This window comes from Rhizobium sp. LjRoot98, assembly GCF_964252935.1.
In the GTDB taxonomy this organism is placed as follows: domain Bacteria; phylum Pseudomonadota; class Alphaproteobacteria; order Rhizobiales; family Rhizobiaceae; genus Pararhizobium.
Window position 1 is genome coordinate 130,601 of record NZ_CAXUPW020000003.1, and the last position, 25,791, is coordinate 156,391.

Genomic DNA, 25,791 nt, shown 5'->3' on the forward strand with positions numbered 1-25,791 from the left:
GTCAGCCCTTGAAGGCGGTGACTTCAATCTCGATCAGCATTTCCGGACGGATCAGGTCGCAGACCACCATTGTCGCTGCCGGGCGGATATCGCCGAAGGCCTCGCCAAGGATCGGGAAAACGATATCGGCAAAGGTGGCATCGGTAACGTAATAGTGATTGCGCACCGCATCCTTGAGCGAGAAACCGGCCTCAATGAGCGCCGCCTCGATCGTCTTCAGGCAGTTACGGGTCTGCTCTTCCACCGTCTGCGGCATGGTCATCGTCTGGTAGTCGTATCCGGTCGTGCCGGAAACGAAGCACCAGTCGCCCTGCACGACAGCCCGCGAATAACCCGCCGTCTTTTCAAACGGCGAGCCGGAAGAGATCAGTTTTCGCGGGCTGGGCATCTCGGATCAGGCCCAGGGATGCGAGGCGGCATTGGCCTTTTCGAATGTGTCGATGGCGCTGGCCTTTTCCAGCGTCAGGCCGATATCGTCGAGGCCGTTCAGCATGCAATGGCGACGGAATGCATCGAGTTCGAAGGTGATCTTGCCGCCGTCCGGACCGGTAATTTCCTGGTTTTCCAGATCGACCGTCAGGATGGCGTTGGAGCCGCGCGAGGCGTCATCCATCAGCTTTTCCAGGTCTTCCGGCGAAACGACCACCGGCAGTACACCGTTCTTGAAACAGTTATTGTAGAAGATGTCGGCAAACGAGGTCGAGATGACGCAGCGGATGCCGAAGTCGAGCAGCGCCCACGGGGCATGTTCGCGCGACGAGCCGCAGCCGAAATTGTCGCCGGCAACGAGGATCTTGGCATTCTGGTAGGCGGGCTTGTTGAGGACGAAATCCTCGTTGACCGAGCCGTCTTCATGATAGCGGGCTTCCGCGAAAAGGCCGGTGCCGAGCCCCGTGCGCTTGATCGTCTTCAGGTAATCCTTCGGAATGATCATGTCCGTGTCGACATTGACGACGGGGAGAGGCGCAGCAACGCCGGTGAGCTTGACGAACTTGTCCATGGCTATGGCCTTCGATTTCAACGGGGCGGAAAAATTTCCGCCCAGCGTTTAGAGCAATTTCATGCCGAAATGAAGGAGAATCTTATTCCGGGTCGCCGGAAAGCCCGCAACGCGGCCTTTAGAGATCGATGATCGTGCCGCGGCCATCATTCCAGATGCGCGGTTCGCGGCTCTGGCGGGTGGAATTGCGGTTCACCGTGGCGCGCACAGGCTTGGGCGCCAGCCGTGCTGCAATCGTCGTGCCGATCATCACCACCGAGGCGATGCCGATCAGGGCGAGGCCAAGCGATGCGGTAAACACGAAGGCCATCAGCGTGAACGCGATGCCTGCGATCGTCAGGAGGAGAGAGCGTATGCTTTGCATTGTCGTCACCTTTCGTTGCCTGAAATGTGGGTTCGCCCGCGCCGCGTTGCAAGACCTACTTCCGTATCACATGCCTGCCTTGCGAAAATGGCGAAAGCCGGGCACAAAAGCCCTCATGAATTCGCTCAACGATCGCCACCCCGCCCGTCTGCGCCGCTCGGTCCTGTGTGTGCCCGCCGACAATGGCCGCGCCCTTGCCAAGATCGCCAGCCTTGCCTGCGACGCGGTGATCTACGATCTCGAGGATGCGGTCTCCATCGACAACAAGGTTGCCGCCCGCCAGATACTGGCCGATCATCTGAAGCGGGAGCGCCGCAGCGATATCGAAGTGATTGTCCGCATCAACGATCTGAAGACACCCTTCGGTGAAAAGGATCTGGCCTTCGCGCTGACGCTGTCCCCCGATGCCATCCTGCTTCCCAAGGTCGAAAGTCCGCAGGATATCCAGGCGGTCGTCGATATCCTGTCGGAAAACGATGCGCCGGATAGCGTTCGCCTCTGGGCGATGATCGAGACCCCGCGCGGCGTGCTGAATGCAGCGGCGATTGCCGAAACCGGCCGCACCCGCGGCGGCAGGCTCGATTGTTTCGTGCCGGGGTTGAACGACCTGCGCAAGGAAACCGGCGTGCCTGCCCTGCTCGGCCGCACCTACCTGATTGCCTGGCTGATGCAGATCCTGCTCGCCGCCCGCAGCTGCGGCCTTGATATCATCGATGCCGTCTTCAACGATTTCCGGGATGAGAGCGGGTTTGCGGCCGAGTGCACCCAGGGCCGCGACATGGGCTTTGATGGCAAGATGCTGATCCACCCGGCCCAGATCGGCCCGGCCAACAGCGCCTTCGGTGTGGCCGGTACCGCCCTTGCCGAGGCCAGATCCATCATTGATGCCTTCGCGCTCCCGGAAAATAGGGATAAAGCCGTCATCAATCTCAACGGCCTGATGGTCGAGCGCCTTCATCTGGATCAAGCCCTGCGGCTCGCCGCAAAGGCTGATGCCATCACCACAAAAGGAAAAAACTCTTGAAACTCTACCGCCTGCTGACTGCCGTCGATGACGCCACCTTCTGCCACAAGGTTACCGCCGCCCTCAACAAGGGTTGGGACCTCTATGGTTCGCCGACCTATGCCTGGAACAAGGAAGCCAAGGTGATGATGTGCGGCCAGGCCGTCATCAAGAATGTCGAGGGCAAGGAATATACCCCCGACACCAAGCTCTCCGAACACTGAGCCTTCAAGGCCGGCTGGGATGGTTCAAGCCATCTCAGCCGCCGACATGCTCGACGCTTTCCTCGATCCGCTCCATGTCGTCGTCTGACAGGCCGAAATGATGGCCGATCTCGTGGATCAGCACATGGGTGACGATATCGCCCAGCGTCTCTTCGTTCTCGGCCCAATAGTCGAGGATCGGCCGGCGGTAGAGAATGATCCGGTTCGGCATCTCGCCGGTTTCCATGGTGAAGCGCTCGCCGATGCCGCGCCCCTCGAACAATCCAAGCAGATCGAACGGCGTTTCCAGCGCCATGTCCTCGAAAACGTCCTCGTCTGGAAAATCATTGATCTCGATGGTCAGATCGGTTGCCAGCGCCCGGAATTCCTCCGGCAGGTGGCTGTAAGCCTCCAGCGCCAGGGATTCGAATGTGCTGATTGTCGGCGCGTGGCGGTCTCGCCAATCGTCGCTCTGGTCTATGCGGGCCATGGGCACTCCTTGCTTGCCCCCTGATATAGCTATTTCCCCAGCGTTTTTCGAGGGTTGAATTTGAATGCCCTCTGTCAAGGAATAAATTCTTAGAGAATCCCGTTGACTCTTCTTTGAAGCTCTGGAATCTATAAGAACATAACAGGAACAATCTGAATTGGAGTGACGTCATGGTGCAGACGCCCATGACGCGCGAGCGTCTTTTTGCGCTCCGCGAAGAGATATCAAGGCTGGAGGGTAGCTCCATCGTCGCCGCGAGGCAGGAGGCTTTGGACGGTGAAAGCGGCTATGCAAAACAAAGGGAAATCCACCGTGTTCCGCTGGGGATAGCGGCGCTTGATCATGCCATGGAAGGCGGGTTGGCCCTAAATGGCATGACTGAAATCCGCTCGCAACTGATGCGCGATGCAACGGCGGCAACTGGTTTTGCATTGGCGCTTGCCGCCCTGCTGCAGCGTATGCCGGATGAGGATCGCTCGCCGGTTCTGTGGATCAGCGATGCCGTTACATCGATGGAAACAGGCATTCCCTATGCGCTCGGGCTTGCGGATTTCGGAGTGAAGCCGGAGCGTTTCCTGCACGCTGCTCCGCGCCGGCTGGAGGAGGCGCTCTGGCTTGCGGAAACCGCCGTCGAAAGCGGTGCCTTTTCAGTCAGCATATTGGAGGTCAAAGGCAATCCGGCCCATTTCGGCCTGACCGAAAGCCGGCGGCTGAGTCTGCGGGCAAAGATGGCAGGGCGCCCGCTCCTCCTCCTGCGTCAGTCCGGAGAGGAAGAGGCAAGCAGCGCACCTTTCCGCTTTCTGGTTGAACCCGCGCCCGCAACAAGCCGCTTTTTGCCGGATCGGTCGATGCTTGGCGGCAGCATCGGCAACCCGGTTTTCCGTCTCACCCTGGAGAAAAGCCGAAATCCGGCCCCTGTCTCCCTGCTTCTGGAGTGGAATCCCCATGACCGTCAGTTTCTCCCCGCCCGCGAGCCAGACCATGCTCGGTCTGCGCGCAAGCTCCCAGCGCATTCTGGCCCTCGCCTTCCCGCACCTGTCAACCGACCGGATCGCCCGCAAGAAGTGGGGTCTGTCCTGGCGCTTGAGCGGGCGTCCTGACGCCCCGCCCATCGTCTGCTCCGGGCGGCTCAACAATGCCATGCGGCTGACGGCGCTTGACGAGGTGGCGGAAGCGATTGGCCTCAAGAAAAGCCAAGGCGTGGCGGAGGCGCGCGCCATGTGTCCCAGGCTTGAGGTCATGGAAGAAGATCTGGCCGCCGATCGCCGCCTGCTCGATGGCATTGCCGACTGGTGCGACCGCTACACGCCGTTGGTGGCGCTTGATGGCCGGGATGGGCTGTTTCTTGATATTACCGGCAGTTCCCATCTCTTCGGCGGCGAGCAGGCGCTGCTCAAGGACATTCTCTTGCGCCTCTTCCAGATGGGTATCGATGCGCGCGGCGCCATCTCTTCGGCGCCGGGTCTTTCCTGGGCGGCCTCCCGCTTCGGGAGCGGTGGCGTCATCGCCGAGGAGGACATGGAGCTCGTGCTGGCACCCTTGCCGGTCGCGTCTCTCCGGCTGGAGGAGCAGACGGTCGCCTCACTCCAGAAGCTTGGATTGAAGCAGGTCGGTGATCTCATCATGGCGCCACGAGCGCCCCTTGCGCGGCGTTTCGGAGCGAAACTGCTGCTGCGGCTTGATCAGGCGCTCGGCCGTGATGAAGAGCCGGTGTCTCCACGCCGTCCCGTCGCCAGTCTTTCTGCCGAGCGGCGCCTGATCGAACCTGTCCAGGCGGAGGAGGATATCCTCTATTTGACCGGGCAGATCGCCCTGTCGCTGAAAACAAGCCTGGAAGAGCGCGGCGCGGGCGGGCGGGCTTTCGAACTCATGCTGTTTAGGGTCGATGGCCGGGTCTTTCGCATCGCCGCCGGTGTCTCGCAGCCATTGCAGGATCCGAAGCGGATCGCCGGACTGTTTTCCGAACGTCTTCAAGCCGTTCATGATGATCTGGATGCCGGCTATGGGTTTGAAATCCTGCGGCTGAACGTCATGCGGTATGAAGCCTTTGATACACCGCAGGAGGATTTTGACGGTGCCCGGCAAAAGGATGTCTCTCTCGCAGGGTTTGTCGATCGCGTGTCAGCCCGCCTCGGCGCGGATTGCCTGCAGAGTTTTCAATTGTGCGAAAGCCATGTGCCGGAACGGGCGGTGGCCGCGAACCCGGCCATCCATGCGTTCACACCGGGCAAGAAACCGGCCGCAGGCGTTTTTCCCTGGTCCCGTAGCGAACGCCCACTCAGGCTTTTCCGCCGGCCGGAGCTGGTAGAGGTCTCCCTGGCCGAAGTGCCGGAGGGACCACCGCAAAGCTTTCATTGGCGCCGCGTGACGCACCGCGTCTCCCGCAGCCAAGGGCCGGAACGGCTTGCCATGGAGTGGTGGGTCGATGGCGCGGATGCGCAGTCGCGGGATTATTTCCGCATTGAGGACGATACCGGTCATCGCTTCTGGCTCTACCGCGAGGGGCTTTACGGCCAGTTGCCGTCACCGCGCTGGTTCATGCACGGAATTTTCGCATGAGTGCGGAACCCCAATTTTTCGAGATCGGTGCCCGCTCGAATTTCTCCTTCCTCGAAGGGGCATCGAAACCTGAGGAGATGGTGATGCAAGCCGCGCTCTTGCACCTCTCGGGCATCGGGATTGCCGACCGTAATTCCGTTGCAGGTGTGGTTCGCGCCCATGCGCAGATCAAGGCACTCAAGGAGGAGCACGCAAAGACAATTCAGGAAAATCTGACCCTTTGTAAAAAGGGAGAGGAACAGAAGCGGCCTCTCGAAGCCGTGCCTTTTCAGCCGGGCGCCCGGCTGGTCTTTTCCGACGGCACGCCGGACGTTCTCGCCTACCCCCAAACCAGGAGGGGATGGGGGCACCTCTGCCGCTTGCTCAGCGCCGGGAATCTCAGAGCTCAAAAGGGATCGTGCATTCTCAACGAGGATGATCTCATGGAATGGGGGGACGAGATGATGCTTGCCCTCATTCCCTCCCCTTCTCTCGTGGGCGATGCGGGAGCACAAGAAAAGCTGGAAGGCTGTCTTGCTCGCCTGAGAGAACGCTTTCGCGAGGCCTTCTTTATGGTTTTGTCGCCCGCCTATGACGGACGGGATGCAGAGGTTTTTGCGACGCTCTCCCTGCTTGCCGCCCGCAACCGCGTGCCACTGATTGCCAGTAACCAGCCGCTCTATCACCACATATCCCGCCGCCCTCTGTCAGACATCGTTACCGCCATTCGCGAGCACGTGCCGGTTACGCAGGCCGGTTTCCGGCTCGCCCCCAATGCCGAACGGTACCTCAAGGATTCACGTGAAATGGCGCGGCTGTTCCGCGCCTATCCGCAGGCCATCGCCAACACGCAAAAACTCTTCAAAAGCCTGTCCTTTTCGCTGGATGAACTGAAACACAATTATCCGGATGAAGGCGATGAAGGAGAACCACCATCCGACATGCTTGAGCGCTTGACGTGGGAGGGCGCGCGGAAACGCTACCCGGAAAGCATTCCGGATAAAGTCAAAACCCAGATCGGCTATGAGCTGAAGCTTATCCGCGACAAGGAATATGCCCCCTATTTCCTGACGGTTTACAAGATCATCCAGCATGCCCGTTATGAATTGAAGATCCTCTGTCAGGGACGCGGTTCAGCGGCAAATTCCGTCATCTGCTATTGCTTGGAGATTACCGAGGTCAACCCGGAGAAAAGCACGCTTCTCTTCGACCGGTTTCTGTCGATGGACCGGGATGAGCCGCCGGATATCGATGTCGATTTTGAACACGACAGACGGGAAGAGGTCATCCAGTATATCTATAGCACGTATAGCAAGGAGCACGCCGGCCTGACCGCAGCGGTGACGAGCTACCGTGCCCGGTCTGCTGGCCGCGAGGTGGCCAAGGCCTTCGGGCTTTCGGAGGATGTGCAATCGGCTCTTGCCAGCACGGTGTGGGGCTGGTCGGCAGAGGATTTGTCTGAGCGCGAGGCAAAGGCAGCGGGTCTCGATCTCTCCGACCCTGTTACCCGGAATGTTCTTCACTACGCGACACAACTCATGAGCTTTCCCCGGCACCTCACACAGCATGTCGGTGGTTTTGTCATCACCAAGGACCGGCTTGATGAGGTCGTTCCGATCATGAACACGGCCATGCTGGACCGGTACATGGTTGAGTGGGACAAGGACGATCTCGACAATCTTCGCATTCTGAAGGTCGATATCCTGGCTTTGGGAATGCTCACCTGCCTGCGCAAAGCCTTTGAATTTCTGAGGTCTCACTATGGTGTCAGCAAGACGCTGGCGGATCTCGGCAACAAGGATCACGAGGATGGCAAGCCGGTCTACGACATGATGTGCCGGGCCGATACGATCGGAGTCTTTCAGATCGAAAGCCGGGCGCAGATGAGCATGTTGCCGCGCCTTCGTCCCCGCATATTTTATGACCTGGTCATCGAGGTTGCGATCGTCCGGCCCGGCCCTATCCAGGGAGATATGGTGCATCCCTATCTGAAGAGCCGTGGGCAGTCTCATCTTCCCGGGTTCAAGATCGATTATCCCAAGGAGGAGATGAGGCCCATTCTGGAGCGGACGTTTGGTGTGCCGCTTTTCCAGGAGCAGGCCATGCAGATTGCCATTACCGCCGCGAAGTTTTCGCCCGCGAAAGCCGATCGCCTCCGCCGCTCCATGGCAACGTTCAAGCGTTCCGGGCAGGTTAACTCGTTCAAAGACGATATGGTCGATGGCATGGTGGCCAATGGATATACGCGTGATTTTGCGGAGCGCTGTTTCAAGCAGATCGAAGGGTTCGGCGAGTATGGCTTTCCGGAAAGCCATGCCGCCTCCTTTGCGCTGCTTGTCTATGCGTCCTCCTGGATCAAAGCCTATTACCCCGACGTCTTCTGTGCAGCCTTGTTGAACTCGCAGCCGATGGGCTTTTATGCGCCGTCGCAACTGGTTCGTGATGCACGGGAACATGGGGTCACGGTGCGGCCGGTTGACGTCAATATTTCGGAGTGGGATTGCCTGTTGGAAGAGGCGGGGTTCGATCCGGATATGATTGATCAGCGGCATCTTTCGATGCGGGAAAGCATCAGGACGAAAAGAGCGGTGCGGCTTGGTTTCCGGCAGGTGAAGGGTCTTTCGGAGCCGGATATGATCGCGCTCGTCGCCAATCGCGGTGAGCGTTATCTCTCCGTGCGCGATCTTTGGCTGCGGTCGGGATTGCAGAAATCCGATATCGAGCGGCTGGCGGATGCCGACGCCTTCGGCTCCATCGGGCTGTCGCGGCGGGAAGCACTCTGGGCCGTGCGGGGATTGGATACCAAAAGTGCGGCTGACAATCTGCCTTTGTTCGACCGTGCGGATCGCGCCGATCTTCGGCTGGAGCCGAAAACCCGCCTGCCGGACATGCTGCCGGGCGAACAGGTTATTGAGGATTATCGCTATCTGTCGCTCTCGCTGAAAGCGCACCCGGTTTCCTTCCTGCGCGATGAATTTGCCGGCATGGGTATCCTGCCGAACAGGAAGCTTCTGGATGTGCGGAACGGGCAGTTTGTCACTATTGCCGGGCTTGTGCTGGTTCGCCAAAGGCCGGGATCCGCCAAGGGGGTGATCTTCATGACGCTGGAAGACGAAACCGGCGTTGCCAATGCTATCGTCTGGTCCAAGACATTCGACCGGTACCGCTCCGTTGTCATGAACGCCCGGTTGGTGAAAATCAGGGGCAAGCTGCAATGTGAAAGCGGGGTCATTCACGTCGTGGCCGATCATATCGAGGATATGAAGCCAATGCTGGGCCTGCTGCAGCGCGAGGCCCGCCGTTTTGGCGCATGCGAGCGAGCAGACGAGGTCCTGCGCCCGACAGCCGATCATCGGCAGAAGAGACGGTCAAGCGGGATGGAAGGATTCTCGCCTGACACGCAGGCACGCAACGTCACTCGTCGCAGTGATACCGCCGAGACCGCAGCCGTCATGCCGAAAGGGCGAAATTTTCACTGACATTTGCAGTACAGGAGCATGCACATTGCTGAGCTGAGATCGGTGATTTGGATTCAGCAGGTCAATTTCCACATCATTGTAACAAAAATTGTATGGAATTTTTGCCGCTCAAGAAAACTTGAATTCTGCCAAAAAGGCGCAACAGAAAGAAACCTCTAATACTAAGCCAATGAAAAGGCGATGTTTTTTATCAAGTTTGGAATTGATCTAATGTTGTGCCGCTCATTTGCCACCTCATCTGGGAGGTCTTTTTTGTTGACACTAAATATCCGCTTTTGCTTTATGGCTTGAATTCAGTGCGTTGCGTATCACGGGCAGACGGAAATGCTGGTTTGTAGCTGCAATTTTATCACCGATAAGGACATTCAAGACACCATCATCGAGATGCTCGATGAGGACTGTTGGCAGCTTATCGTGCCTGCAAAAGTCTATCATGCGATGGAAAAACGCGGCCGTTGCTGCGGCTGTTTCCCGAATGTCGTCGACATCATCATCCGCACCACCGAGCAATATCACGCCGGCCGCCCCTCGACGGGCGACCAGATATTTGATTTCATGACCCGCCTCAAACAATTCCATGAAGAAAACAGGAGAGCGGATCTTGAAAGGCGACAAAAAAGTCATCGAGCAGCTTAACGAAGCGCTGTATCTCGAACTCGGTGCCGTCAACCAGTATTGGGTTCACTATCGCCTGCTTGACGATTGGGGCTACACGCTTCTCGCCAAGAAGGAGCGGGCCGAATCCATCGAAGAGATGCAGCACGCGGACAAGCTTGTTTCGCGCATCATCTTCCTCGAAGGTCATCCCAACCTGCAGACGGTCGCACCGCTTCGTATTGGCCAGTCGGTCAAGGAAGTCCTGGAAGCCGATCTCGCTGGCGAATACGACGCCCGCGCAGCCTATAAGAAATCCCGCGATATCTGTCATGATGCGGGAGATTACGTGTCCATGAAGCTGTTCGAAGAATTGCTGATGGACGAGGAAGGCCATATCGACTTCCTCGAAACCCAGCTCGATCTGTTCAACAAGATCGGCGCCGAGAAATACGGCCAGCTCAACGCAGCTCCGGCCAACGAAGCCGAATAAGCCTCACTCAGCAAAACGCCCGCCCCGGTTCCGTGGCGGGCGTTTTGCTGACATCGAAAACCAGTGGCCCGCCGGGATGTGCGTGGAAGCCGTCAGCTCACGGCTCTACGCTGGAAGCCGCCTTCATATTGGACCTTGTTGTCGTTTGCCGGAAATCTCCCTGGGCGGCCGCTGGGTATTTGGGGGTGGCCCTCGCTACTCGCTGGTATCGACAAGAGGGCACTCAAGTGCCCGACCACAGGAACTGGCGGGTTGGCACGTCAAATGATCGACGCTGTTTTCCGATCTTGACCGGCAGCGCTCTTTCGAAACGTGGACGCGCGTTTTTATCTATCGTGACGATGCAGCCAGATGTCCGAACGCCGCCACGACATCCTCGTAAACACCGCGCTTGAACGCCACGATCAGGCCTGGCAATTCGTGCATCGGCTTCCACGCCCATTCGTCGAATTCCGGTTCATGGCCGCCTGGCGGTGGGTTGATGGCGATTTCGGATTCGCCGCCTTCAAAGCGGAAGGCGAACCAGCGCTGGGTCTGGCCACGATATTTGCCCTTGAGACCGATACCCATCAGATGGGCAGGCAGATCGTAGTTGATCCAGTCCGGTGCTTCGGCAAGCAGCGAGACGGTGGTCATGCCGGTTTCTTCGTAGAGTTCGCGATAGGCAGCCTTCAGTGGATCCTCGCCCTTGTCGATGCCGCCTTGCGGCATCTGCCAGAGTTGCGCCGAGCCGTCATATTCGGAATTGCCGATCGGAATCCGTCGTCCTGCCCAGACGAGCCCCTCACGGTTGAGTACCATGATCCCGACGCAGGGGCGATACGGCAAGTCGTCCGCCTTTACCGGTTTCGATTTGTCCTTGCTCATGTGCCTGCCCCTTGTCTATCTGCCTTGCATGCCGCAACAACGAGGTTCGCGCGGCTCAACCAAATCTACGCTATTGCTGTTGCGGATCCTTGACGAGCGCCGAAACGCCGACAAATTCGATGCCGCGTGTGCTTGCCTCATCCATCCACTGGGAAATGGCTGCAACGCTTTCGTCGAAGGCCGAGGCGACGCCGATGGCGCCGCCATTGCGCCTGGCGATGCGTTCGAGTTCATCGAGTTTCTTCAGGATCGCCGTGCGGTCAATCTGATCGTCGACAACCATGTCGGCAAAACCGTGCGGGACGCCGATCGTGCCGGCCAGCGTTCCAGTCAGGGTCTGTGCCGATGTCGCATCATCGAGGAAGAGCAGCCCGCGTCTACCGATGTCGCGCATCACCGGCTCCAGCGCATCCGCGTCCGAGAGAAAACGGCCACCGAGGAAATTCATGATGCCGGTATAGTTGGTGATCTGTGCCAGCGAGGTGTGCAGTTCAGACAGGTTCTTCTTCGCATCGAGCCCGACGCGAAGCGTGTGTGGGCCGGGATTGTTGTCCGGGTAATCGAAAGGTTCAAAAGGAATCTGCAAAAGGATTTCATGGCCGGTGCGACGGGCCTCCTGCATCCAGCGTTGCAGGCTGTTGCCGGTTGCGGCAAAGGCCATCGTGACATCGGGGGAAAGCTGACGCAGGGCATTCTGCGTTCCCGTCTGGCTGAGCCCGAGACCGCCGACCACGATTGCGATGCGGATGCCACGTGCTCCCGACCATGGCCGCGCATATTGATCCATCGGCCGTAGACCATCAGGGCCGGTGATCGGTAGACGCCCCTCCGGACTGTCTTCCAAGAGATCCTCATTCGGGAAGGTGGCAAGGCGCGGGTCCTGACCTTTGGTGCGGCCGACCTCGATGAAGGCGGGGCCATCGCCATCGCGTTGCTTTGGGGAGAACTTGGTGACGATGGAGCCGTTATCGGTCAGCGTTTCCTCGACATGGGCGCCGGAAAGCGCGCCGCTTGTCTTCTGCTGCTTGAGCGGGGTGGTGTTGGGCTCTGCCACCCTCTTTTCATTCGGTTGGGCAGCATCCGCCACAGTCTGCGTTTCTGGCGGAATGATCAGGCCGGTCGGTTTCAGCACTGCCCACGCGGAAATGCCGATCAATGCCAAGGCAGCGAGGCCAAGGGACAGGCGGCCGAATGTCAGGCTGGATTTTTCAGCTTTGGAGGCGCGCGTCTTGCGGTTTTGACCAAGAGGAGCGTTGAGATCTGTTCCCAAGAGGGCCTCTATCGATCTGAGTTGCGGTGACGGAAGCCTTGGTGGCGTTCCCTTAAGAATCGAAACCGCCGCCCGGCCGGAGCCAGGCGGCGAAGAGTATCAGGCCATCCACATTTTCAGTGGATGTTATGGCTTCAGTTCGGCCTTTTCCGGATTGGCCGGGAAAGCCGGATCCGTCTTCTTGCCGCGCAGGAGGTCGAGCGCATAGTTCAGCTGCAGGTCGTCCTTGGCTTCCGGCGGAACGTAAGCGACGGAGCCGGAGCCTTCCTCGTTTTCACTCTGGCCCTTGATATGGCCACGCAGGCTGGACTCACTCGTCGTTTCGACCTTGCCGAGCAGTTCTGGTGGAAGCGGCTGTTCGACCTTGATATCAGGCGAAATGCCGGTGCCCTGGATCGATTTGCCCGATGGCGTGTAGTAGAGCGCGGTGGTCAGACGCAGCGCGCCAGCTTCGCCGAGCGGGATGATCGTCTGGACCGAGCCCTTGCCGAACGAACGCGTGCCGAGAACTGTGGCGCGCTTCAGATCCTGCAGGGCGCCGGCAACGATTTCCGATGCCGAAGCCGAACCGCCGTTGACGAGAACGATCACTGGCTTGCCATCGGTCAGGTCGCCCGGCGTCGCATTGAAGCGGCGCGTTTCGTCAGGGTTGCGGCCGCGAGTCGAAACCACTTCGCCACGCTCCAGGAAAGCGTCGGAGACGTTGATCGCCTGGTCGAGCAGACCGCCCGGGTTGAGGCGCAGATCGAGCACATAGCCCTTGAGCTTATCAGCCGGAACCTGCGTCTTGATCTTTTCGATTGCGTTCTTCAGGTCGTCATAGGTCTTTTCCGTGAAGGAAATGACGCGGACATAACCGACATCGTCTTCCGTGCGGAACTTGACGGCGCGAACGGCAATGATGTCGCGAATGATCGTCAGTTCGATCGGCTTGTCAGCGCCCTTGCGCAGGATGGTCAGCTTGATCGGCTTGCCGACCGCGCCACGCATCTTGTCTACGGCTTCCTCGAGCTTGAGGCCGCGCACGTCAGCGCCGTCGATCTTCGAAATGAAGTCACCGGCGAGAACGCCAGCCTTGGCGGCCGGGGTATCATCGATCGGGCTCGTCACCTTGACGAGATCGTCTTCCATGGTGACTTCGATGCCGAGACCGCCAAATTCACCCTTTGTCTGGGTGCGCATATCTTCGGCATCTGTCGAATTCATGTAGCTCGAATGCGGGTCCAGCGAGGAGAGCATGCCATTGATGGCATTCTCGATCAGCTTGTCGTCCTGCGGCGGGGTCACGTACTGTGCACGCACGCGCTCGAAAACGTCACCGAAAATCGACAATTCGCGATAGGTCGACGGATTGGCGGCGACGGCCGGAACTATGGAGGAATATACAAGGCCCGTGGCCGCTGCACCCATGAGTGCCCCGACCAGAACAAGTGACGTTCTACGAATCATTGCGTGCCTTTCCGGTGTCTGCTGCGGTCCACCATGGTCGGGAATCAACCGGTTTTCCGTCTTTCCTGAATTCAATGTAAAGCGTCGGACGCTCGGTTTCCAGCGCCAATGCGGTGGCGCTAGCCACTCTTTTGTTACCCATGGCGCCAAGCGGTTCGCCGGCGACGACGAACTGCCCCTGCTGTACTGTCACACCTTCCAAACCCGAGAGAACGACGTGATAGCCGTCGCCCGGATTGAGAATGATCATCTGGCCGTAGCTGCGAAACGTGCCGGCAAAAACGATCCAGCCGTCCGATGGCGCAGTCACCAAAGCCCCCGCATTGGTCTCAAGCATCATGCCCTGAAGCGAATGCCCCGTGCCATCGGCATCGCCGAACTTGCGCAGGATCGATCCGGCAACGGGAAGCGCGAGCTTTTTCTGCAGGTCCGAAAACGCATATGCAGGCGCAATACGGTTTTTGTCGGGCGTCGTGCTGTTGGCCAGTTCGCGGGCCTCATTGCGCTGCGCTTCCGACATCAGCCTGCGGTTTTCCTCTTCGGCCTTGGCTGCAGCCGCTGCATCGCGAACGGACGCGATCTCGTTCTCGATCGAACCGATCAGCCCTTCGAGGCTCGTCGCCTGCGTGGCAAGCTGTTCGGCCTTGTGACGCTCTGAGGCGAGTTCGGTGGCGCTGCGCTGCTTGAGTTTTTCTTTTTCGGCAATCAGCATGTTCATGCGCCGCTCTTCCTCAAGCCGCGCCGTCATGTCGTCACCGAGCGCCTCTCTTTGCGCTACGATGTCCTTGCGAACGCCGGCGAGCGCCTTGAGGTCGGCGGCAAGATTTTCCGTTTCGTGCCGGATGCCGGGAACAACGGCGCCAAGCAGGATGGCGCTGCGCACGGAGGCGAGCGCATCCTCAGGCGTCACCAAAAGTGCCGGTGGCGGATTGCGTCCCATTCGCTGTAGCGCTGCCAGGACCTCGGCAAGCACACCGCGCCGGGCCCGCAGCGATGCGTGCACGGCATCTTCCTTTGTCCGCAGCGTATTCAGCTTGTTTTCACCATCGACGATCTGCTGTTCCAGTGCTTTACGCTTGTTAGCGGAATCGACCAATGCTGATCGCAGCGATTCATTGGTCTTTTCGATCTCGGCGATGCCGGCCTGCAATTCCGCGGCGCGGTCGTTCGATAGCGTGATGGTCTTCGACAGGGCTTCCAGTTCGCTACGGGTGCTGTCGCGTTTGAGCGTAAGGTCAGCAGCTGGATCGGCAGGCGGCTGCCCCTGCTCTTCCTTGTCTTGTCGGCCCTGATCAGGTGTTTCCGCAGTTTGTGCCGGCGCGCTGGTCGCAAATAGGAGCGCGGTGGCCAAAAGGCCCGCGCGGAAACAGAGCCACCCGGTCTTTCCCGGTTGCTCTTTCCGCGCTTGCTCTGCCGCACCTTTCGTCATTCCGCCATTCGCTGTCAGCTGTCTAATTAAGCAAAACCCTACGCTGATTTGGCTGTTTCAGCCAACAGCCTTTCGCGGCAATTGCGGCATCGGGATGGCGGCGCAACGGTGTTTCTTCAAACCCGGTGATACGGATGGCCGGAAAGGATGGTGACAGCCCGGTAGAGCTGTTCTGCAATCAGGATACGCACCAATTGATGCGGCCAGGTCATCTTTCCGAGGCAGATGACGGCATCTGCCCTGGCGTGCAGGGCCGGGTCCAGCCCGTCTGCGCCGCCGATTGCAATCGTCAGGTCGCGCTTGCCGCTATCGCGGAAGGAGCCGATGAGGTTTGCGAAACCTTCGGAATCCAGCGCCTTGCCGCGCTCATCGAGCAGGACGAGCAGGCTGGCATCGGGGAGCGATTTTTCGAGCTGTGCGGCCTCTTCGCGCTTGCGCGTATCGGCGCTCGAACCGCGGCTTTCAGGAACTTCGGCAATGCGCGAAAGCTCCAGGCCGATGGCAGGGCCGGCCTTGGAAAAACGGTCGAGATAACGGGCCGCAAGATCCTTTTCCGGGCCAGCCTTGAGGCGCCCGACGGCAAAGAGGCCAACCCGCATGTCAGTTCCTTAATTTTCATCACGCCGGTCAGGGCGTTGCCGTTCAGTCAGCGACGTGAGGCACATTCCTATCCGTCCAGCGGAGCGCTGGTGCCGGACTTCATTCTGCAAATGGCCGCAATCAGATAACCTGTCCTGCACGACCACTACAGGATCCCAATATATCACTGCCGCTCAAAGCACCCGGGAAGGGCGCCAAAGGCTCAGTGCAAAGTACCGTCTTCCATGTCCGGCGCGGCCCACATCTTTTCGATGTTGTAGAACTCGCGGATTTCCGGGCGGAATACGTGGACGATGATATCGCCGCCGTCGATCAGAACCCAGTCGCCGGTTTCCAGACCTTCAACGCGGGCATTGCCCTGGCCGCCGTCCTTGAGATCGGTGATCAGGTGATCGGCGATCGCCATGACATGCCTGCTCGACCGCCCTGAGACCACGACCATGTAGTCCCCAAGCGCCGATTTTCCGGCAATGTTGATGGTGACAATATCTTCTGCCTTTGAGTCCTCGAGACTGCCGAGAACCAGCTGAAGAGCACGGGCAGCGGCTTCGTCGCTGCGTTCCGGGCTTTGCGGGAAAATGCGGGTGACATTTCCCTTCGCGTGTACTGTTGTCAGAGGTTTTCCTTTCCAGGTGAACAGAACAGGCATGATGCGATTCGAATGTCGGTCGAGCCGCACCCTAAATGTAGGCACCAATACCCTAATGTTTCAAGACACGAGAAGTAAATGACGGTTAATCATTGCTTATGTGCACTCATGTTTTCGCCCGCAGCGCCGTAGAACTGAGCGGTGAACGCGGTCCATGGATGAAGGTCCAGGCGGGAGCCTTGCGCCACGCGAGGCTCGCGGCATGGGCTTCGTCAACGCGCGCATAGTCAAAAGTCTTTGCCATCTTCGATGACAGGTAGGACAAGGTATCGCCCGGGCGGTCGATGACGGCGATTGGGAAGGTGCAGGCAATTTTCTGCCAGTCCTGCCAGAGATGGAAATTCTTCAGATTGTCGGCGCCCATGATCCAGACGAAATGGATGCCGCGATTCCGTTCGCGGATCTTTTCCAGCGTGCGCGCCGTATAGCTCTGGCCGAGCGATTGCTCGAACGCCGTCACCTTGATGCGCGGATCGTGGGTAATTTTTTCGCTGAGCGCAATACGTTCGGCAAGCGGGGCGAGATGGTTGCGGCTTTTCAGCGGATTGCCGGGTGTCACCATCCACCAGAGCTGTTCCAGGCCAAGCCGGCGCAGGGCAATATCGGCAACGAGCACATGGCCGTCATGCGGCGGATTGAACGAGCCACCAAACAGTCCGACGGTCATGCCGTTTTCGACATGGGGCATTTTCAGGTAGAACGGATCGACGTCGCCCGGCTGCACCTTAAGGCCGGACCTGACCGGTGCCGCGCACCCTGTATTTGAACGAGGTCAGCTGCTCGACGCCGACTGGGCCGCGCGCATGCATCTTGCCGGTGGCGATGCCGATCTCGCCGCCCATGCCGAACTCGCCGCCATCGGCAAACTGTGTCGAGGCGTTGTGCAAGAGGATGGCGGAATCGACTTCGGCGAAGAAGCGCTCGACGACGGCCGGATCTTCGGCAATGACGGCTTCCGTATGAGCCGAGGACCAAGACGAAATATGATCGATTGCGCCGGCAATATCGTCGACCAGCGTCACCGAAATGATCGCATCGAGATATTCCGTTGCCCAATCTTCCTCGGTCGCGGCAATCAATCCCGGCACCATGGCGCGAATGTCTTCGCTGGCGCGGACCTCGCAGCCGGCATCGCGCAGGGCAGTGATCAGCGGCAGGACGAACTTGTCCTTCGCCTTGCGATCGATCAGCAAGGTTTCGGCCGAGCCGCAGATACCGGTGCGGCGCATCTTGGCATTGACGACGATCTTTTTCGCCATCTCCAGATCGGCGGAAGCATCGACATAGACGTGGCAGAGACCTTCGAGATGGGCAAAGACCGGCACACGGGCCTCGTTCTGCACCCGGGCTACAAGGCTTTTGCCGCCGCGCGGAACGATGACGTCGATGCAGCCGCCAAGACCGGTGAGCATGGCACCGACGGCCGAACGGTCGGCAACCGGCACCATCTGGATCGCATGCACGGGAAGCCCGGCATCCTTTAGGCCCTGCACCATGCAGGCATGGATCGCTTGCGATGAATGCAGGCTGTCCGAGCCGCCGCGCAGGATCACGGTATTGCCTGCCTTCAGGCAGAGCGCACCGGCATCGGCCGTGACGTTCGGCCGGCTTTCATAGATGACGCCGATGACGCCAAGGGGCGTACGTACGCGTTCGATATGCAGGCCGTTGGGGCGATCCCACTCGGCGATGACATCACCAACGGGATCGGGCAGTTCGGCGATCGCCCGGATGGCATTGGCCATGTCGAGGACACGGGTTTCCGACAAGGTCAGCCGATCGAGGAAGGATGCGGCGACGCCGGTTTCGCGGGCGTTTTCGAGGTCGAGCGCGTTGGCTGCGAGAATGTCGTCCTTGTGGGCAACGATATTGCTGGCCATGCTGATCAGGGCCGCATGCTTGCGCTCGGCCGACGCCGTGGCGAGCGGGCGGCTGGCGGCGCGGGCTTGACGGCCGATCACCGCCATCAATTCCTGGATCTCTTTCTTTCGTGCATCGTCAAGCATGAGCATCGCTCCTCACCGCATCCGTCTCCCGCTTTCCGGATGCTGTCATCACCATATCGTCTCGATGCACCATGGCGGCGCGCCCGGCATAACCGAGAATGACGGCAATTTCTGCCGATTTCTTGCCGGCGATCTGACGGGCTTCATCGGCATCGTAACCGGCCAGCCCACGGGCAATTTCGCGGCCTTCCGCACTGAGGATGGCGATCGTATCGCCGCGGCTGAACAATCCTGTTACCTGGCGAACGCCGGCCGGAAGCAGGCTCTTGCCGGAGCGAAGCGCCGTTTCGGCACCAGCGTCGATGGAAAGGCTGCCAGCGGGCAGCAGCTGCCCGGCAATCCAGGTCTTGCGCGCAGTGACCGGCGAACCGGACGGAGCAAACCAGGACGAGCGGGCGCCTTCGCCGATTGCCGACAGCGGATGATCGACCTTGCCAGACGCGATGATCATGGCGCACCCGGCGCCCGTGGCAATCTTGCCGGCATCGATCTTGGTGCGCATGCCGCCACGCGACAGCTCGGACGCAGCCCCCCCGGCCATCGCCTCGATCTCGGGCGTGATCTCGGCGATCGTTTCAAGGAAACGCGCATCGGGATCAAGATGCGGCGGAGCCGTGTAGAGCCCGTCGATATCGGAGAGAAGCACGAGCAGATCGGCGCCGGTCATCGTGGCGACGCGGGCAGCAAGCCGGTCATTGTCGCCATAGCGGATTTCAGTGGTGGCGACGGTGTCGTTCTCGTTGATGATCGGCACGGCGCCCATCTTCAAAAGCTGGCTGATCGTGGCACGGGCATTGAGATAACGGCGACGCTCTTCGGTATCACCGAGCGTCAACAGGATCTGTCCGGCAACGATCTCGTCTGCCGACAGGCTTTCGGACCAGGCGCGGGCCAATGCGATCTGGCCAACGGCCGCGGCCGCCTGGCTTTCCTCCAGCTTCAGCGCGCCGGGCGCGAAATCCAGCACCGAGCGACCGAGCGCAATGGCCCCGGAGGAGACGACGAGAACCTCGACGCCTTTGGCTCTCAGCGCCGCAATGTCGGCGCACATGGCATTCAGCCATTGCTTCTTCAGCCCGGACTTGCGATCCACAAGCAGGGCGGAGCCGATCTTGATCACAATCCGGCGGTATTTTTCCAGCGGTTTGCGGTGCGGTGTCATGTCAGTCTTCGTCCACCGGGGTCTGCGCGGCGACGATAATATCGCGTAAGCCGCGCAGGGTTTCGGTCATGCCCATGCCGGCAACGGCCGACAAGAGAAGCGGCGTCTGGCCGCTGGCCTTCGCCAATGCCTTCTGCTTCTTCTTCAATTCGGTGGGGTCGAGAATATCGATCTGCGACAACGCTACGATTTCCGGTTTGTCGAGCAATTCGCCGCCATAGGCCTCAAGCTCGTGTTTCACCGTCTTGTAGGCCTTTGCGACATCCTCTTCCTGCGCGGACACGAGATGCAGCAGCACGCGCGTGCGCTCGACATGGCCGAGGAACCGGTCGCCGAGGCCGACGCCATCATGGGCGCCTTCGATCAGGCCGGGAATGTCAGCCAAGATGAATTCGCGGCCATCGATCGTCGCCACGCCCAGGTTCGGATGCAGCGTCGTGAACGGATAGTTGGCGATCTTCGGGCGGGCGCGGGTCACCGTTGCCAGGAAGGTCGATTTCCCGGCGTTCGGAAGACCGACCAGACCGGCATCGGCGATCAGCTTCAGCCGCAGCCAGATGGTCTTTTCTTCACCCTCAAGTCCCGGATTGGCCCAATTCGGCGCCTGGTTGGTCGCGGATTTGAAATGGGTATTGCCGAAGCCACCATTACCACCGGCGGCCAGGCGAAAGCGTTGGCCTTCGGCGATCATATCGACGATCATCGTTTCAGAATCTTCCTCGAAGATTTGGGTACCGACCGGAACCTTCAGCGTCACGTCGGCGCCACCGGCGCCCGTGCGGTTGCGGCCCATGCCGTGAATACCGGTGCCACCCTTGAAATGCTGCTGGAAGCGGAAATCGATCAGGGTGTTCAGCCCGTTGACGGCCTCCACCCAAACATCGCCGCCGCGCCCGCCGTCGCCGCCATCCGGGCCACCGAACTCGATGAATTTTTCGCGCCGGAACGACACAGCGCCAGCACCGCCGTCACCGGACCGGATATAGACTTTTGCTTCGTCGAGAAATTTCATCGCACTGCCATCTGTTTGGTGTATTTGCCGCCACAATTGCCGCCATCGATATAGGCGCGTGCCCCGGAGGTCAAAGAATATCGTGAAGTTTTTGAGCTATAACATCCAGTACGGCGTCGGTCTCGACGGCCGTTTCGATCCCGAACGCATTGTGAGAAGTCTTGAAGGCGCCGATGTGATCGCGCTGCAGGAAGTGACGCGGAATTTTCATCGCAACGGCCATGCCGATCTTCCCGCCATTTTCCGCGATCTGATGCCGCAGTACTTTTCCACCTTCTGGCCCGCCTGCGAGATCGATGCCGGATCGGCGATCGAGAACGGCCGTGCCGTCGATCGCCGCTTCCAGTTCGGCAACATGATCCTGTCGCGCTTTCCGATTGCCGCGACCCGGCTCATTCCGTTGCCACGCACCCGCACGATCTCGCCGATGAACCTGCAGCGCGGCGCGACCGAAGCGCTCATTATAACTCCGGCGGGTCCGTTGCGGGTCTATTCAGTCCATCTCGACCATGCCTATCCGGCCGAACGCATCGCCCAGATCGCCTATCTCAAGGAGAAGGCGGTGTCCTATTCGCGCGAAGGCGGCGCCATGACCGGCGGCGGCGATTTCGGCTTTAGCGAGCTGCCGTATCCCGACGATTTCGTGCTGATGGGCGATTTCAACATGGAACCGGAAGGGCCGGAATACTGCACGATGACCGGCTCGCGCGATGCCTATTACGGCCGTTCGTTGCGGCTGGAAAACCTGGTAGACACGTTGGCGCATCTCGGCCGGCTTTCGCCTGAAAGCTACAGCTGGATCAATCCCGCGGATCATCAAAGGCGCATGCATCTCGACTATTGTTTCCTCAGTGCCGGCCTTGTGCCGCGATTGAGACATGCCTGGATCGATATGGAGGCCACCGGTTCGGACCACCTGCCGGTCGGCTTCGAACTGGAATAACGCCAAAGAAAAGGCCCGCGGCTTTGGTGCTGCGGGCCTTCGTTCGTTTTTACGGCGTGCGCAGTGCAGCCGCCGTAATACTGGTCTCGATATGGCTGACCATGCCGTTGCGGGCCAGTGCATAAATCTGGCTGCAGCCGGTGATCTCGAAGCCGAGCTTCTTCTGCAGCTTCAGCGATCCGGCATTATCGGCAAAGACACCGGAATGCAGGACGGTTGCCGGCATGCGCCGGAAGAAGCGTTCCATCGCCGCATGTGCTGCCTCGCTGGCATAACCGCGGTTCCAGTAATAGCGGTTCAGCCAGTAGCCAAGATGCCATTGGCCGTGCATGAGCTCGATGCCGATGCAGCCGATATGGACGTCGTCGCCGGTGGTGATCGCCAGCGTCCAACCGGCAATCAGCCCCGAGCCCTGGCGGACCAGCCAGTCATGTGCATCCTGCCGGTGATAGGGCACGGGCACCCGCGACAGCATGCGCGAGACCTGATAATCGGCAAGCGATTCCGCCACCGCATCGGCATCCGACAGCTTGTGCGGCCGCAAGGTCAGCCGTGCGGTTTCGATGACCGGGCAGGGGCCTGGATCGGGACGAACAGCGATCTTTGGCCGTTCTCGCAGGTGAGCGGTCATCTCAGACCTCCCCAGCTGCGCAACGACATCCAGGTCTTGCGGTCAAGCCGGTACCATTCGACCGACATCATGCCGCCCAGAGCCAGGCTGTCGACCATACCGGAGCCCTGGAACTGGAAACCGCATTTCTGGATGACCCGCCGCGAAGCGACGTTCATGACCCGGCAACGCGCATCGATCTGGTCGATGTCGCGGGTGCGGAAGGCCATGTCGGTCAGCGCCTGCGCTGCCTCTGTGGCGTAACCCTTGTTCCAGTGCGGTTCGCCCAACCAGTAGCCGAGCTCGGCAGTCTTGCCATCGGGATGCGGCTCGATACCGCAGCACCCCAGAAATGCGCCATTATCCGCTTTGGTAATCGCATAGACGCACTTGCCAATCGTGCCGGTCTTCGTACGGCGTACGAAATCCGCGGCATCGGCCACCGTATACGGGTGCGGCATGCGCGAAACCATGGTGGCGATATTGGCGTTGTTGGCAAGATGGGCAAGGGCGTCGATATCGTCTTCGTGGGGCGCGCGCAAAACGAGCCGGGGCGATAACAATATCGGGCAATCGGTCCTTGACCGTTGTGGCCGCAGCCGTTCCTGAGAAGATTCCAGGGAATCTTCCCGGGGAGACCGTGATTGGCTCTCCCTCAACAGTTCGCTTTGCATGTTCAGTTCTCCAAGACGTGAAAAAGGGGAGATCGGGCATCGCCCCATCTCCCCTTTTGGTCTTGGCCTGAACGGATAAGCGCCAGCCGGGTCGATGAGACGCCGGCTGTTTTAGAGCGCTACCGGCTTATTCCGCTGCTTCGGCTTTCGGCATTACAGACACGTACACGCGGCCATTGGCCTTCGTACGGTAGTTCACGTTGCCGGCCGTAAGTGCAAAAATGGTGTGGTCCTTGCCGAGGCCGACATTGGCGCCCGGATGCCACTGGGTTCCGCGCTGACGCAGAATGATGTTGCCCGGAATGACGACTTCGCCACCGAACTTCTTCACGCCGAGGCGCTTGGACTGCGAATCGCGACCGTTGCGCGAGGAACCGCCAGCTTTTTTATGTGCCATGGATGTTCTCCTTTAAACCTTGGATCCGTTGTCTCAGTTTGCGGCTTCAGCGGCAGCGTCGTCAGACTTCTTGGAAGCCTTCTTCGCCTTCGCGCCGGCAGCAGCAGCGATATCCAGGATGCGGACAGTCGTGTTGTGCTGGCGGTGACCGCGGGTGCGCTTCGAGTTCTGGCGGCGGCGCTTCTTGAAGGCGATAACCTTCTTGGCGCGACCATGTTCCACAACTTCGGCGCTGACAACGGCACCTTCGACAAACGGAGCACCGATGGTTGCATCGGCGCCGACGCCGACCATCAGGATCTCGGTAAATTCAATCTTGTCGCCTGCGGCGCCTTCCAATTTTTCAATCGTCAGAACGTCGTTGGCTGCCACGCGGTACTGCTTACCGCCGGTCTTGATGACTGCGAACATTTTTTATCCTTTCATGTTCGTTCCGGCTCTTCACGCGATGGCGAGGCCGTCTTTTTCTTCAGTCGGACGATGACAAGGCCTTGTGGGTCTTGCCGGTGAAACGGGCCAATAAAAGCCCGGCGCGGTGAGGGCATGCCACACCACTTCAAGTTCGCGAATTACGGGAAGCCGGCAAAACTGTCAAGAAGAAAGGCGCGGATGAGCCTGATTTTCCTTGATCCACCCTCTTGCCATCGCCAAAAACTGCCGCTATGAACCGCGTCGCGCTACGGCGCCGACCAGCATATCCGGAGAGGTGGCAGAGTGGTCGAACGCACCGCACTCGAAATGCGGCATACCTGCAAGGGTATCGTGGGTTCAAATCCCACCCTCTCCGCCATTCTGAACCCTGGGCCGTAAGGTCTCCCGCGATCAGTTGATTTGCTCAATCTTAGATCCCAATGCCAAAATTGGTCAGGGCCGCACGTCCGTCCCGACTGGCTACGGGCCGGGGCTTCTGCCGGAGGCGGCGATGTCGGTCATATGTCACATCATCATTGAACTCGTGTCGATGTAGCGCTGGTGCCAGGACAATGCCTCGCTGGGCAAGGTCGGGGTCTGCAGGCCATAGGAGCCCTTGAGGGCGCGTGTGAAATAGTCCCGAAGCGCGGGCTGGTAGTCCGGATGCGCACAGTTATCGATGATAACTGCCGCGCGCTGTTTGGGGGAGAGACCACGCAGGTCCGCAAGTCCTTGCTCTGTCACCAGCACCTGCACGTCCTGGCTGATGTGGTCGACGTGACTTGCCTGTGGCACGATCGCCGAAATATTTCCGCCTTTCGCGGTCGAGGGGGTCATGAAGATCGAGACATAGGCATTTCGGGCGAAATCTCCGGACCCGCCAATCCCGTTCTGGATGCGTGAGCCCATGATGTGCGTCGAGTTGACGTTGCCGTAGATGTCGGCCTCTATCAGGCCGTTCATGGCCAGACAGCCGAGCCGGCGGACCAATTCGGGGTGATTGCTGATCTCCTGAGGGCGAAGGATCATCCGGTTTCTGTAGCGGGCCATGTCGGCGTTCAGCCGGCCGGCCGCTTCGGGGCTCAGCGAGAAGGCGGTGGCTGAGGCCATGCGCAGCTTGCCGGCGTCGAGGAGATCCAGCATGCCGTCCTGGATGACTTCTGTAAAAGCCGTCATGTCTTCGAACGGGCTGTCGATCAACCCGGTGAGCACAGCATTCGCAATATTGCCGACGCCGGACTGGATCGGTAGCAATGAGGCCGGCAGGCGGCCCTTTTTCACCTCATGGGCCAGGAACTCGAGAAGATGGCCGGCGATGGCGCGGGCAGTGCCGTCGGGCGGTGTGAAGGGCAGGTTACGGTCCGGCGCGTCGGTTTCGACAATTGCGACGATCCTTTCGGGATCACAGCGGAAAGCGGTCTCGCCGATGCGATCGTCGGGCCGGGTGAGCGGGATCGGAACCCGGTTCGGCGGCAGTGCCGTACCATAGTAAATGTCGTGCATCCCCTCCAGGTCGGGGCTTTGCCAGCGATTGAGTTCGAGGATGATCTTGTCGGCGCGGTCGAGCCAGGTCTTGTTGTTGCCAACGGAGGAGGAGGGGATCAGCGAGCCATCGGGCCGGATACCGGAAATTTCGACAATCGCCGTGTCGAGGGGGCCGAGGAAGCCTTGCCAGGCCATCGGCGCGACCTGGCTCAGGTGCATGTCGAAATAGTTCATCGCGCCGCGATTGATTTTCTCGCGGGCGATAGGGTCGGAATTGTACGGCAACCGGAAATCGATCCCGTCTGCCTTGGCTAGTGCACCGTCGAGTTCGGGTCCTGTCGAGGCGCCGGTCCAGACACGCAGTCGAAAGGGGTCACCGACCGCGTGCGCGGCTTCGATGCGTGCGGCGAGCGCGAGTGGAACGGTTTTGGGATAGCCGGATCCGGTAAATCCGCTCATCCCGACGGTGGAGCCTGTCTTGATCAGGGATGCCGCGTCTTCTGCGTGCATCACCTTTGAACGCAGTTGCTCGCAGCCTATCCGTGTTCCAGTCATTTTGTTTCCTCGGGTCGCACGCAATGTCGGGCTATCCATCGGTAGACGCCTACTTTTGGGCGGCACCGAATGTGTTTATACGCCGGCTTGCGCAGGCCTCCAACACAT

Annotated in this window: 26 protein-coding genes, 1 tRNA gene and 1 pseudogene; 9 read left to right on the plus strand and 19 right to left on the minus strand. The window is 59.7% G+C overall.

The window, feature by feature from the left end; genetic code table 11:
- Nucleotide 1: 1 nt before the first annotated feature.
- The 3 genes from ACSQ3J_RS12515 to ACSQ3J_RS12525 all read right to left on the minus strand — a co-directional run bounded on the left by ACSQ3J_RS12515 (nucleotide 2) and on the right by ACSQ3J_RS12525 (nucleotide 1,364).
- On the minus strand, nucleotides 2–388 hold the full coding sequence (locus ACSQ3J_RS12515; protein WP_060502539.1) for a RidA family protein: 387 nt from the start codon (nucleotides 386–388) through the stop codon (nucleotides 2–4).
- A 6-nt stretch (nucleotides 389–394) separates the two neighbouring features.
- Complete coding sequence (leuD, locus tag ACSQ3J_RS12520; protein ID WP_060502540.1) at nucleotides 395–1,000, minus strand: 3-isopropylmalate dehydratase small subunit; 606 nt, start codon at nucleotides 998–1,000, stop codon at nucleotides 395–397.
- A gap of 118 nt (nucleotides 1,001–1,118) precedes the next feature.
- Complete coding sequence (locus tag ACSQ3J_RS12525; protein WP_060502541.1) at nucleotides 1,119–1,364, minus strand: hypothetical protein; 246 nt, start codon at nucleotides 1,362–1,364, stop codon at nucleotides 1,119–1,121.
- Nucleotides 1,365–1,479: 115 nt separating this feature from the next.
- On the opposite strand from ACSQ3J_RS12525, the gene ACSQ3J_RS12530 reads away from it, so the two are divergent.
- Both ACSQ3J_RS12530 and ACSQ3J_RS12535 read left to right on the plus strand, forming a co-directional pair.
- Entirely contained in the window at nucleotides 1,480–2,388 is a 909-nt protein-coding gene (locus ACSQ3J_RS12530) for an HpcH/HpaI aldolase/citrate lyase family protein (protein WP_060502542.1), read from the plus strand.
- Nucleotides 2,385–2,591, plus strand: coding sequence for a DUF1737 domain-containing protein (locus ACSQ3J_RS12535; protein ID WP_060502543.1), 207 nt, complete (start codon nucleotides 2,385–2,387; stop codon nucleotides 2,589–2,591). Before ACSQ3J_RS12530 ends, ACSQ3J_RS12535 begins: the two co-directional genes overlap by 4 nt.
- Nucleotides 2,592–2,625: 34 nt before the next feature.
- Here the strand turns inward: ACSQ3J_RS12535 and ACSQ3J_RS12540 are convergent, their stop codons facing one another.
- A complete protein-coding gene (locus ACSQ3J_RS12540; RefSeq protein ID WP_060502544.1) occupies nucleotides 2,626–3,060 on the minus strand; it encodes a metallopeptidase family protein in 435 nt (144 codons plus the stop codon).
- A gap of 170 nt (nucleotides 3,061–3,230) precedes the next feature.
- On the opposite strand from ACSQ3J_RS12540, the gene ACSQ3J_RS12545 reads away from it, so the two are divergent.
- The 5 genes from ACSQ3J_RS12545 (at nucleotide 3,231) to bfr (ending at nucleotide 10,164) form a co-directional block, all read left to right on the plus strand.
- On the plus strand, nucleotides 3,231–4,160 hold the full coding sequence (locus ACSQ3J_RS12545) for an ImuA family protein (RefSeq protein WP_060502545.1): 930 nt from the start codon (nucleotides 3,231–3,233) through the stop codon (nucleotides 4,158–4,160).
- Complete coding sequence (locus ACSQ3J_RS12550) at nucleotides 4,042–5,619, plus strand: Y-family DNA polymerase (protein WP_436039341.1); 1,578 nt, start codon at nucleotides 4,042–4,044, stop codon at nucleotides 5,617–5,619. The genes ACSQ3J_RS12545 and ACSQ3J_RS12550 overlap by 119 nt, the downstream gene beginning before the upstream one ends.
- Nucleotides 5,616–9,077: an error-prone DNA polymerase gene (locus ACSQ3J_RS12555; RefSeq protein WP_060502547.1), complete on the plus strand. Its 3,462-nt coding sequence runs from the start codon at nucleotides 5,616–5,618 to the stop codon at nucleotides 9,075–9,077. The genes ACSQ3J_RS12550 and ACSQ3J_RS12555 overlap by 4 nt, the downstream gene beginning before the upstream one ends.
- Nucleotides 9,078–9,401: 324 nt before the next feature.
- Entirely contained in the window at nucleotides 9,402–9,713 is a 312-nt protein-coding gene (locus ACSQ3J_RS12560) for a (2Fe-2S)-binding protein (protein WP_082511986.1), read from the plus strand.
- A complete protein-coding gene (bfr, locus tag ACSQ3J_RS12565) occupies nucleotides 9,679–10,164 on the plus strand; it encodes a bacterioferritin (protein WP_060502840.1) in 486 nt (161 codons plus the stop codon). The genes ACSQ3J_RS12560 and bfr overlap by 35 nt, the downstream gene beginning before the upstream one ends.
- Before the next feature lie 330 nt (nucleotides 10,165–10,494).
- Here the strand turns inward: bfr and ACSQ3J_RS12570 are convergent, their stop codons facing one another.
- From ACSQ3J_RS12570 to obgE, 10 genes are all read right to left on the minus strand, one after another.
- The gene (locus ACSQ3J_RS12570) at nucleotides 10,495–11,031 is read right to left on the minus strand and encodes an RNA pyrophosphohydrolase (protein WP_060502549.1); all 537 of its coding nucleotides are present in this window, start codon (nucleotides 11,029–11,031) and stop codon (nucleotides 10,495–10,497) included.
- A 70-nt stretch (nucleotides 11,032–11,101) separates the two neighbouring features.
- On the minus strand, nucleotides 11,102–12,301 hold the full coding sequence (locus ACSQ3J_RS12575) for a divergent polysaccharide deacetylase family protein (RefSeq protein ID WP_060502550.1): 1,200 nt from the start codon (nucleotides 12,299–12,301) through the stop codon (nucleotides 11,102–11,104).
- A 126-nt stretch (nucleotides 12,302–12,427) separates the two neighbouring features.
- Entirely contained in the window at nucleotides 12,428–13,750 is a 1,323-nt protein-coding gene (locus ACSQ3J_RS12580; protein ID WP_060502551.1) for a S41 family peptidase, read from the minus strand.
- Complete coding sequence (locus ACSQ3J_RS12585; protein ID WP_060502552.1) at nucleotides 13,740–15,179, minus strand: murein hydrolase activator EnvC family protein; 1,440 nt, start codon at nucleotides 15,177–15,179, stop codon at nucleotides 13,740–13,742. The genes ACSQ3J_RS12580 and ACSQ3J_RS12585 overlap by 11 nt, the downstream gene beginning before the upstream one ends.
- Before the next feature lie 116 nt (nucleotides 15,180–15,295).
- A complete protein-coding gene (rlmH, locus tag ACSQ3J_RS12590; RefSeq protein WP_060502553.1) occupies nucleotides 15,296–15,778 on the minus strand; it encodes a 23S rRNA (pseudouridine(1915)-N(3))-methyltransferase RlmH in 483 nt (160 codons plus the stop codon).
- 203 nt (nucleotides 15,779–15,981) lie between these two features.
- Nucleotides 15,982–16,428, minus strand: coding sequence for a ribosome silencing factor (rsfS, locus tag ACSQ3J_RS12595; protein ID WP_060502841.1), 447 nt, complete (start codon nucleotides 16,426–16,428; stop codon nucleotides 15,982–15,984).
- A 106-nt stretch (nucleotides 16,429–16,534) separates the two neighbouring features.
- Nucleotides 16,535–17,116 carry a nicotinate-nucleotide adenylyltransferase gene (locus ACSQ3J_RS12600; protein WP_051980854.1) on the minus strand — a complete coding sequence of 194 codons (582 nt, stop codon included), beginning with the start codon at nucleotides 17,114–17,116 and terminating at the stop codon, nucleotides 16,535–16,537.
- Nucleotides 17,117–17,153: 37 nt separating this feature from the next.
- Entirely contained in the window at nucleotides 17,154–18,434 is a 1,281-nt protein-coding gene (locus tag ACSQ3J_RS12605; protein WP_060502842.1) for a glutamate-5-semialdehyde dehydrogenase, read from the minus strand.
- On the minus strand, nucleotides 18,427–19,596 hold the full coding sequence (proB, locus tag ACSQ3J_RS12610) for a glutamate 5-kinase (RefSeq protein ID WP_060502554.1): 1,170 nt from the start codon (nucleotides 19,594–19,596) through the stop codon (nucleotides 18,427–18,429). Before proB ends, ACSQ3J_RS12605 begins: the two co-directional genes overlap by 8 nt.
- A gap of 1 nt (nucleotide 19,597) precedes the next feature.
- Entirely contained in the window at nucleotides 19,598–20,608 is a 1,011-nt protein-coding gene (gene obgE, locus ACSQ3J_RS12615) for a GTPase ObgE (RefSeq protein WP_060502555.1), read from the minus strand.
- Between the two features lie 82 nt (nucleotides 20,609–20,690).
- Between obgE and ACSQ3J_RS12620 the strand changes: the two genes are divergently transcribed.
- A complete protein-coding gene (locus ACSQ3J_RS12620; RefSeq protein ID WP_060512081.1) occupies nucleotides 20,691–21,551 on the plus strand; it encodes an endonuclease/exonuclease/phosphatase family protein in 861 nt (286 codons plus the stop codon).
- Nucleotides 21,552–21,600: 49 nt separating this feature from the next.
- Here ACSQ3J_RS12620 and ACSQ3J_RS12625 read toward each other — a convergent pair whose 3' ends face one another.
- From ACSQ3J_RS12625 to rplU, 4 genes and pseudogenes are all read right to left on the minus strand, one after another.
- The gene (locus tag ACSQ3J_RS12625) at nucleotides 21,601–22,182 is read right to left on the minus strand and encodes a GNAT family N-acetyltransferase (protein ID WP_060502557.1); all 582 of its coding nucleotides are present in this window, start codon (nucleotides 22,180–22,182) and stop codon (nucleotides 21,601–21,603) included.
- On the minus strand, nucleotides 22,179–22,835 hold the full coding sequence (locus tag ACSQ3J_RS12630) for a GNAT family N-acetyltransferase (protein WP_060502558.1): 657 nt from the start codon (nucleotides 22,833–22,835) through the stop codon (nucleotides 22,179–22,181). Before ACSQ3J_RS12630 ends, ACSQ3J_RS12625 begins: the two co-directional genes overlap by 4 nt.
- Nucleotides 22,836–22,962: 127 nt before the next feature.
- The gene (gene rpmA / locus ACSQ3J_RS12635) at nucleotides 22,963–23,232 is read right to left on the minus strand and encodes a 50S ribosomal protein L27 (protein ID WP_037096930.1); all 270 of its coding nucleotides are present in this window, start codon (nucleotides 23,230–23,232) and stop codon (nucleotides 22,963–22,965) included.
- Nucleotides 23,233–23,331: 99 nt separating this feature from the next.
- Nucleotides 23,332–23,643 (minus strand): annotated as a pseudogene (gene rplU, locus ACSQ3J_RS12640) (50S ribosomal protein L21); the annotation flags it as partial.
- Nucleotides 23,644–23,932: 289 nt separating this feature from the next.
- On the opposite strand from rplU, the gene ACSQ3J_RS12645 reads away from it, so the two are divergent.
- Nucleotides 23,933–24,022: transfer RNA gene (locus ACSQ3J_RS12645), tRNA-Ser, on the plus strand.
- A gap of 146 nt (nucleotides 24,023–24,168) precedes the next feature.
- Here ACSQ3J_RS12645 and ACSQ3J_RS12650 read toward each other — a convergent pair.
- On the minus strand, nucleotides 24,169–25,683 hold the full coding sequence (locus tag ACSQ3J_RS12650) for an acetyl-CoA hydrolase/transferase family protein (protein WP_060512079.1): 1,515 nt from the start codon (nucleotides 25,681–25,683) through the stop codon (nucleotides 24,169–24,171).
- Nucleotides 25,684–25,791 lie beyond the last annotated feature (108 nt).

What these genes read in the sequence shown, in the direction of transcription:
- proB (WP_060502554.1), bottom strand. Translation starts at nt 19,596, where the DNA reads ATGACACCGCACCGCAAACCGCTGGAAAAATACCGCCGGATTGTGATC.
- ACSQ3J_RS12600 (WP_051980854.1), bottom strand. Translation starts at nt 17,116, where the DNA reads ATGCCCCATGTCGAAAACGGCATGACCGTCGGACTGTTTGGTGGCTCG.
- ACSQ3J_RS12525 (WP_060502541.1), bottom strand. Translation starts at nt 1,364, where the DNA reads ATGCAAAGCATACGCTCTCTCCTCCTGACGATCGCAGGCATCGCGTTC.
- ACSQ3J_RS12560 (WP_082511986.1), top strand. Translation starts at nt 9,402, where the DNA reads ATGCTGGTTTGTAGCTGCAATTTTATCACCGATAAGGACATTCAAGAC.
- ACSQ3J_RS12625 (WP_060502557.1), bottom strand. Translation starts at nt 22,182, where the DNA reads ATGACCGCTCACCTGCGAGAACGGCCAAAGATCGCTGTTCGTCCCGAT.
- ACSQ3J_RS12545 (WP_060502545.1), top strand. Translation starts at nt 3,231, where the DNA reads ATGGTGCAGACGCCCATGACGCGCGAGCGTCTTTTTGCGCTCCGCGAA.
- ACSQ3J_RS12515 (WP_060502539.1), bottom strand. Translation starts at nt 388, where the DNA reads ATGCCCAGCCCGCGAAAACTGATCTCTTCCGGCTCGCCGTTTGAAAAG.
- obgE (WP_060502555.1), bottom strand. Translation starts at nt 20,608, where the DNA reads ATGAAATTTCTCGACGAAGCAAAAGTCTATATCCGGTCCGGTGACGGC.
- rsfS (WP_060502841.1), bottom strand. Translation starts at nt 16,428, where the DNA reads ATGCCTGTTCTGTTCACCTGGAAAGGAAAACCTCTGACAACAGTACAC.
- ACSQ3J_RS12530 (WP_060502542.1), top strand. Translation starts at nt 1,480, where the DNA reads ATGAATTCGCTCAACGATCGCCACCCCGCCCGTCTGCGCCGCTCGGTC.
- ACSQ3J_RS12540 (WP_060502544.1), bottom strand. Translation starts at nt 3,060, where the DNA reads ATGGCCCGCATAGACCAGAGCGACGATTGGCGAGACCGCCACGCGCCG.
- ACSQ3J_RS12585 (WP_060502552.1), bottom strand. Translation starts at nt 15,179, where the DNA reads ATGACGAAAGGTGCGGCAGAGCAAGCGCGGAAAGAGCAACCGGGAAAG.
- rpmA (WP_037096930.1), bottom strand. Translation starts at nt 23,232, where the DNA reads ATGGCACATAAAAAAGCTGGCGGTTCCTCGCGCAACGGTCGCGATTCG.
- ACSQ3J_RS12650 (WP_060512079.1), bottom strand. Translation starts at nt 25,683, where the DNA reads ATGACTGGAACACGGATAGGCTGCGAGCAACTGCGTTCAAAGGTGATG.
- ACSQ3J_RS12550 (WP_436039341.1), top strand. Translation starts at nt 4,042, where the DNA reads ATGCTCGGTCTGCGCGCAAGCTCCCAGCGCATTCTGGCCCTCGCCTTC.
- ACSQ3J_RS12630 (WP_060502558.1), bottom strand. Translation starts at nt 22,835, where the DNA reads ATGCAAAGCGAACTGTTGAGGGAGAGCCAATCACGGTCTCCCCGGGAA.
- ACSQ3J_RS12555 (WP_060502547.1), top strand. Translation starts at nt 5,616, where the DNA reads ATGAGTGCGGAACCCCAATTTTTCGAGATCGGTGCCCGCTCGAATTTC.
- ACSQ3J_RS12605 (WP_060502842.1), bottom strand. Translation starts at nt 18,434, where the DNA reads ATGCTTGACGATGCACGAAAGAAAGAGATCCAGGAATTGATGGCGGTG.
- ACSQ3J_RS12580 (WP_060502551.1), bottom strand. Translation starts at nt 13,750, where the DNA reads ATGATTCGTAGAACGTCACTTGTTCTGGTCGGGGCACTCATGGGTGCA.
- rlmH (WP_060502553.1), bottom strand. Translation starts at nt 15,778, where the DNA reads ATGCGGGTTGGCCTCTTTGCCGTCGGGCGCCTCAAGGCTGGCCCGGAA.
- leuD (WP_060502540.1), bottom strand. Translation starts at nt 1,000, where the DNA reads ATGGACAAGTTCGTCAAGCTCACCGGCGTTGCTGCGCCTCTCCCCGTC.
- ACSQ3J_RS12570 (WP_060502549.1), bottom strand. Translation starts at nt 11,031, where the DNA reads ATGAGCAAGGACAAATCGAAACCGGTAAAGGCGGACGACTTGCCGTAT.